The following is a 7,496-nucleotide window of genomic DNA, read 5'->3' as shown; positions in this document are numbered from 1 at the left end:
TACAGGCAGGTTACCCACGTGTTACTCACCCGTCCGCCGCTAACTTCCGAAGAAGTTCGCTCGACTTGCATGTATTAGGCACGCCGCCAGCGTTCGTCCTGAGCCAGGATCAAACTCTCCATAAAAGCGTTTGACTTGCTCATTTAAAACTTGACGTTTGTTTCTTGTTTTGTTCAGTTTTCAAAGAACTAAGGTGCCGCTCAAGGCGACTTCAATATCTTATCATTTCTTTAAAACGCTGTCAACAATCTTTTGTATTTCTTTTTCGTTCTCGTTCGTGACAACGAATATAAATATACCAGCTTAACGAAGGGAATGCAATAGTTTTTATACAAATTATTTTTCTAGCTAGATTCACTCTCAAAAGTATAATGTATTATGCTTATTTTATAGCAATTTCAATATTACCTTATCTATCGCAATCCCATTCCATATGTAATCCCCTGTTTCTTTTAAGTACACTTACAAGTTCTCTCAAAAAAGCTCATACTAAAAGTAATATATAACCAGAGGTGAACGACATGATTCGAACCACTAAAGAAACAGATGCAAAAAACTTTTTAAGTCTATGTAAAACAATCGATAGCGAAACAGATATATAAAACGGTATACATATAAACAACAAAGCTAGAATCATAAAAAATCTAAATTATGAGTTCCATTCCAATTAACATATGTCTTACGTTATCACTTTTCATCCCATTAATTATGCATCAACCATCGGAATATTTTACTGAAAGTAGCACAAAATGCTTATTAAGCCTAACTAACAACAGCTCCCTCTATGTCTTTAGTCAGAGGGAGCTGTCGTTCAAACTAGACGGTTGATAAGATTTTCTTAAAAGATAATTGAGGAATTACAATCCCTATCAATATGAGGATAATTCCCACCCATTGCCATACTGCAACTTCCTCGTTTAAGAAAACTACCGAAAAAATAACTGCTGCCGGCAATTCGGCTGCTCCTAGTATTGTTCCTAAACCAGATCCTACTTTTGGAACGCCCATAGAAAAACAAAGAACAGGTACAACAATTCCTAATACACCGAGCAATAATCCGTACTTCCACAATCCATGTATAAGTGCGCCATTATAAAGAAAAGACGGAGAAAAAATACAATATAACAATATCATAGCCCCTGTAACCATAAAGAAACTTCTATTGATTGGAGGCACATCGATAGCAATCTTTCCACTAATAAAAATATATGCTGCAAATGAAAGAGCTGCCAGTAAACCGTATATAATACCTGCAGTTGTTATTACCCTCTCTCCCCCATTCAGTAGTCCTCCCGCAAGCAAAGTGCCTACAAAAAGAACTCCGATGGAAAGCAGTTTATTTTTGCTAGGAAGTTGTTTTTCTGCAACTGCTTCAATAAGAATGCCCACCCATGTAAATTGAAAAAGCAGAATTACTGCAATTGAAGCCGGAAGTTCCTCTACTGCTTTTCCATATAAAATAGAAGTAGAGCTTATGCAGCATCCTACAACCATAAGTAGCACCCATTTCTTTACAGAAACTTTACATTTGGAAAACCGAAGCGTAATGAGAAGCAACATGCCCCACCCAAATAAAAACTGCCCTCCGAGAAGCTCTTGTATAGTAAACCCTTCCACAAATCCGATTTTGATAATCGTAGATAATCCCCCATAGCTGCACGCTCCAAGTAACACAAGTAATAAGTAGCGAAGTTGTTTCACCCTATCATTCTCCTTTCCCGCATAAACAAAACGCCCCCTATCCATTACAGATAGGGGGCGAACGAAAAAAAGGAAGAAATCCTTTCTAAAATTCCGCCTCTCAATTTAACAAAAATTGAGTTTATAGTTTATGAATCCTCCATTAGTTTACAAAGTGAAATACATAAAGTCAAACCTTCATTTTTCTAGCTCTTGTAAAGCTAAATAATAAGCTCCTTTGGCAGCAGACACATCTTCAGTAAAAAACTCAGCATCTTGAATATGGCTTTTAACATAATTGATGAATGCCTCACGTACTTCTGTTACATGGATTAAAACACTCCCCTGTAACGCTATTTTGATCCCGGCTTGAAATTGCATCTTATAATATAGACGCACAGCTATTTCTCCTAATTGTTCTCCGGCTTTCTCTAAAATCTGTGCGGCAACATGACTTCCTAGGCTCGCATGCTCCACTATTGTTGGAACATACGCTGCAATTTCCCCTTTTGAAGCGGAGTATACGAAGGTTTTTAGATAATGCGCTTCTTTTACATTTAGCCTTTCTAAGAGCGCAATGCTCAATTGACTTAGAGGAATACCTGCGTCTACCTCTTTTATTATTTGCTTAAATGCTTGGATAACGATCCAATAACCGCTCCCTTCATCTCCTAGTAGATGCCCCCATCCGCCTGTTGTCTTTATTTGACCATCCTTTACACCTAAACAAATAGAACCTGTGCCGGAAATAACAAGAATGCCGCTTTCTCCTTTCAAGGATGCCGCATGAGCAATGCGAGCATCATTCACAACAGAAAACTTAGTTCGAAAATGCTCCATAATAGTTTTTCCTAAAGTACTAACATGAGTGCTACTTTCAATCCCAGCGATTCCTAAATAAATATAAACACACTCACCTGTAACTGATGCTTGGCATTGTTTAATAGCACTTATGATATTATCAATCGCTTCTCTCACATTGATTACCACATTTGCATAACCGCCATAACCTCTGCTTATTTCTTCCCCTTCCAAATTATAAGCAACTGCTTCGGTTTTTGTACCGCCCCCATCTACACCAATAACATACTTCATCCCATCATTCCTCCGCTCTCTAAAATAAAAAAAGGAAGCTGTTTCTATACAACTCCCTGCACTAATCTATATTTAGTTGAATGTGGATTTCGTTATAAACCTCATCACTTTCTGTACTATATTTATTTAATTTCTTCGGTAATTATCATCTTCCCTGCTTTAACTCCAAACTTTGACCAGGTTGAATCAAAGGAAGGAGTGATAGATCTTGCGAAAGCACTTCTCCGATTACATTGACTCGTTCATCCGCAGGAAGATCACATAAAGTAATTTGAATTTCACCACGATAACGCCCATACAAATCATTGTCCATCGTAATACTTCCACACGGACGTTCGACTGTATTTTCTGGCTGAACTGTTCCGACACGTCTTGTATCCATCAAACGAAGCACATCCCTTGCAAAATCAGGGCGAAGACGATATTCATTTTTTTGTAATATAGATGATTGTATGCGAATTGGAAGAATCCTATCCCGATCGTATTTAACCAGTTGTTCCAAAAGTGTTTCTCCTGGATCGGGGTCCCCGATATAAACATCCGTAATATCATAATAAAACAACTCAACAGCTGCTATAAACGGATCAATATCACGATGACATTCCAGCGTAGGAAGACCATCAAAAACAGGACCTCGTTTCTCTCCACGTCCTGGAATATACGCAGATACTGGGATATTAAATCGTTTAAATAATTCCGATTGTCTAAGAAAAAAAGCATTACTAAGTCCCGTTTCACGGCGTGGATAAAAATTATGCCAAGCAATCAAACGATTACAATCGATACCTTTTGCAAGCAAAGCCTCCAAATCATTCTCCAAAATAATACTTGCGTTGAGAGCAATATGAAATTGCTTTGATAGCCTGATAATTGTTTCATAGTCAAAAAAATCATCTAATCGAATACCAGCAACCCCAAGTACCTTTAAATCATCTAACCTTTCAATACCCAAATGCCGAGGCGTTTTCAAAGAAACATCTGCATACACTTCAATTCCATGGTTCTTTGCTATTTCCATCAGTTGTTTTGCACGTTTCGCTAAGTCTCCCGCCTCTTCAGGAATGTGAAGCGAGGTGAATGCCCGCTTCACCCCCTTTTTGCTTGCTTCTATAATTCGACGCTCAGCTAGAGGATCATTTAGATAAAAGGAAATCCCAATCATTCAAACTCACTCGCCATCTCATCTTTAAAACCAAATAAATACGTAAAGATAAATCCTGCTGCATAAGCAATTAGCAGACCCAGCAAATATAAAAGAATCTGATGAGCATGTACAAGGAAAGTCAATGGTAATCCAGATACACCAACCGCAACTGTTGCAATTTTAAAGAAAGCCTGAAATGCACCGCCAACTCCTGCACCAAGACATGCTGTCAAAAACGGACGTCCAAGCGGAAGCGTAACCCCAAAAATTAACGGTTCGCCAATACCAAGCATTCCCGAAGGAAGCGCACCGCCAATTGCTCGTTTTAAACGTGGCTTTTTCGTTTTTACATATATAGCAAATGCTGCACCAACCTGCCCTGCACCACCCATTGCTAAAATTGGAAGAAGCGGGTCATCGCCAATAGAATTAATTAGTTCCAAGTGAACTGGTGTTAGACCTTGATGCAATCCAGTTACAACAAGAGGAAGGAAGGTTGCCCCTAACACAAAGCCTGCAAAAATACCTCCCATATCTAAAACGGAAAGCAATCCTTTTGTAATCCCATCAGAAATAAATCCACCAATTGGCATAAACACAAGATAAGTAACAATACCTGTAATCAATAAAGTTATAGTTGGCGTGATAATAATATCAAGTGATTGAGGAACAACACGACGAATGCGCTTTTCAACAATTGCCATAAAAATTGCCGCAAACAAAACTCCAATCAATCCGCCACGACCTGGTAATAACTCTTCACCAAATAGCTTTATTCCCGCAACAGCTGGGTTAATAATTAAAATACCAGCTAATCCACCTAATGCAGGAGAGCCACCGAATTCCTTCGCAGCATTTATCCCAACTAAAATTCCAAGGTAAGCAAACAATCCACTTCCAATAACTGTTAAGATCGAAGCAATTTGAGAATCTGCCGGCAACCATCCAGCCTGCACAACCGCTTTTGTAACCCCTGTAATCAATCCTGATGCGACGAGCGCGGGAATTAGCGGGATAAAAATGCTTGCAATGCGACGTAACAACAACTTAAATGGAGTTGCATTTTTTTGCTTTAATTCGGATTTTTTCTGTGCAGCACGTTCTTCTAAATTAATACCGCCAGCATTTTTTATAAGAATACCAAATTCCTCTGTTACCTTATTTACCTTACCTGGTCCTAAAATAATTTGTAAGGTTTCTTCTTCAACAAGTCCCAAAACACCTTCGAGCTTCTTAATCTCCTGTTTGTTCACAAGCATTCCATCTTTTGGTGTTACACGAAGACGTGTCATACAGTGCGTATAAGATACAACATTTTCTGCTCCGCCAAGGTATTTTAATATCTGTTTGGCTAAAGCTTGATTTTCTCCAGACATTCTGAATCCCCCTTCTTTTATGTTAAAAGTTCATGTGCAACATTTCCAAATGAGATATAAAATGAAGCTTCTATTAGTGGCTCTTTCCTCACTTAATAGAACTCCTATCAATTAGGCTTGAACGAACCTCTTTGCTCCCCTTGCAATATTACAACAAAGTACACAAGCCACATTAATACAAGATAAAGTTAATACCTCAATGAAAACGCTTTAATAAATCTTCAAATAAAGCCCGTCCAACAGGTCGGCTAAAAAGTTTATCACTTACTTGCTTTTCTTTAAGAACAAAGTACTCCAACCATACCTTTTGACTAGTTCTATAAAAAAGCAAACCAAGTATTACATGTTAATTATAGAATTCATGAATTAAAATTTCAATATAAAAATACTTATTTATGAAATTTAATTTTAAAGATAGTAAATAACCTTTATTTTATCTTTCTTCGTTCATTGTCTTTTTATAGCGTAAAGCAAAAATCCCAACTCTTCTCTCAAAATAATTCAAAAGGCAGTACTTTCATTACAATCAAAACTTTTGAGTTATTATAAATCCACATAGGAGTATACAAAAATCACATACAGACAAGCATCCAGTAGTACATTATGATTAAGAAAATATGTAGTACAGCAACCAAGAAACGCTTCAACGTTATTCTTGCTGGTACACTATTCTCAAATCCGGCCTTCTTTTACAATAATTAACAGTGTAATGTCTTTCCTGTACTAAGGACCTTCTACATGAAACTTTCTTCCCTTCTTTCTCTCTTACATTAAAAAACAACAATTTCGAACCACTAATAGTAGAGGGTAATGATAACATTCTCAAAAACATGTATATTGAAAAAAGAATGAGTATTTATTTCATCAAGAAAAGAGGGATTATCTTGCCTGCTTCAACATTCTATTTTCATACTACAGATGGTCATAAAATCCATACAAAAAAATGGATTGAAGGCAAATCACCTAAAGCAATTGTTCAAATTGCTCACGGCATGGCCGAACATATCGAGCGTTACAATGCCTTTGCTAATGAACTTCTGAAGCATGATATTTATGTATATGGAAATGACCATCGTGGCCATGGGCAAACATCAGGTACCCCCAGGTATTTCAGTGAGGAGAACGGCTTTGAAAAAGTCGTCAATGATATGTACGAATTAACAAATTTAATACGTGAGGAACAAGGAAATGTTTCGATCTTCCTGTTCGGTCACAGCATGGGTTCTTTCTTGGCAAGACGATATATCCAACTATACGGTAACGAAATTAGAGGCGTATTATTGTCGGGAACAGGTGGGAATCCTGGGATTTTAGGAAAGATTGGACGTACAATAGCAAAATGGGAATGTAAGCGCAACGGACGCACATCTCCCAGCCCTCTGCTGGATAAGCTTACATTTGGAAACTTTAATAAGCAATTCCAGCCTGCCCGTACACAATTCGAATGGTTGACACGCAACGACGCAGAAGTAGATAAGTATATAGAAGATTCTTTATGCGGAGGTATATTTACAGCTGGTTTTTTTCATGATTTGTTAACTGGATTGAAAATTATTAATAAGAAGAAAAATATTCAATTAGTCCCCTCGGCTCTCCCTATCTATATTTTCTCAGGTTCTCAGGACCCGGTAGGGAATAATACAAAAGGTGTGCAACAAGTATGTAACACCTTTCAGAGGGCTGGAGTTACAAACATCACATTTAAGCTTTATGAAGGTGGCCGTCATGAGATGTTGAATGAAATAAATCAAGAAGAGGTATATACAGACATAATAAACTGGATTAAAGCTCAGCTTAGATAAATCAAAAATTATCCTTAGCTCACGAAGATACCCGTCCATCTATTACAATTTGAACATTACTATTTCATTCGCTGCTTTTCGTCTCTTGTCTCATTACTAAATTTAGCTTCTCCATGCTTTACGTAACTCAATACTGTGAAGATAGCAAGTACTTCTGAACTGTATGAAAAAAGGAAGCATAAATGCTGATTTTTTCTTACTTGTTATCTTCATTGTTTGCTTCATCTTATCTACTATCACACTATAACCCTATTCACTCTCCAAAAAATAACTACTTTTCATCTTGTGCATTTTTTGTCGTTTTTTTTATTTGTACTTAAGAAGGTAATATACAAAATAATCAGAATTTATATAAGTTGTATGCGTTTACATATTGTACTTATTAAGGGGGATTTATAC

At 37.2% G+C, this 7,496-nt stretch carries 5 protein-coding genes and 1 rRNA gene; 1 reads left to right on the top strand and 5 read right to left on the bottom strand.

Translation table 11 applies throughout. The features are described 5' to 3' along the window. The 5 genes from J7Q84_RS16085 to J7Q84_RS16065 form a co-directional block, all read right to left on the bottom strand. A 16S ribosomal RNA gene (locus J7Q84_RS16085) occupies positions 1-125 on the bottom strand; the annotation flags it as partial. Positions 126-816: 691 nt separating this feature from the next. Then, entirely contained in the window at positions 817-1,701 is an 885-nt protein-coding gene (locus tag J7Q84_RS16080; RefSeq protein WP_209095968.1) for an EamA family transporter, read from the bottom strand. A gap of 177 nt (positions 1,702-1,878) precedes the next feature. After that, the gene (locus J7Q84_RS16075) at positions 1,879-2,775 is read right to left on the bottom strand and encodes an N-acetylglucosamine kinase (RefSeq protein ID WP_209095966.1); all 897 of its coding nucleotides are present in this window, start codon (positions 2,773-2,775) and stop codon (positions 1,879-1,881) included. Between the two features lie 145 nt (positions 2,776-2,920). Next, complete coding sequence (locus tag J7Q84_RS16070) at positions 2,921-3,937, bottom strand: MupG family TIM beta-alpha barrel fold protein (protein ID WP_209095964.1); 1,017 nt, start codon at positions 3,935-3,937, stop codon at positions 2,921-2,923. Then, entirely contained in the window at positions 3,934-5,295 is a 1,362-nt protein-coding gene (locus tag J7Q84_RS16065) for a PTS transporter subunit EIIC (protein ID WP_209095962.1), read from the bottom strand. Before J7Q84_RS16065 ends, J7Q84_RS16070 begins: the two co-directional genes overlap by 4 nt. Positions 5,296-6,179: 884 nt before the next feature. Between J7Q84_RS16065 and J7Q84_RS16060 the strand changes: the two genes are divergently transcribed. Next, complete coding sequence (locus J7Q84_RS16060) at positions 6,180-7,097, top strand: alpha/beta hydrolase (protein ID WP_247739318.1); 918 nt, start codon at positions 6,180-6,182, stop codon at positions 7,095-7,097. Positions 7,098-7,496 lie beyond the last annotated feature (399 nt).

This window comes from Bacillus sp. 165 (assembly GCF_017742235.1).
In the GTDB taxonomy this organism is placed as follows: Bacteria; Bacillota; Bacilli; order Bacillales; family Bacillaceae_G; genus JAGHKQ01.
Note: the sequence above shows the minus strand (reverse complement) of the source record. Positions and strands in the feature narration are given on the sequence as shown.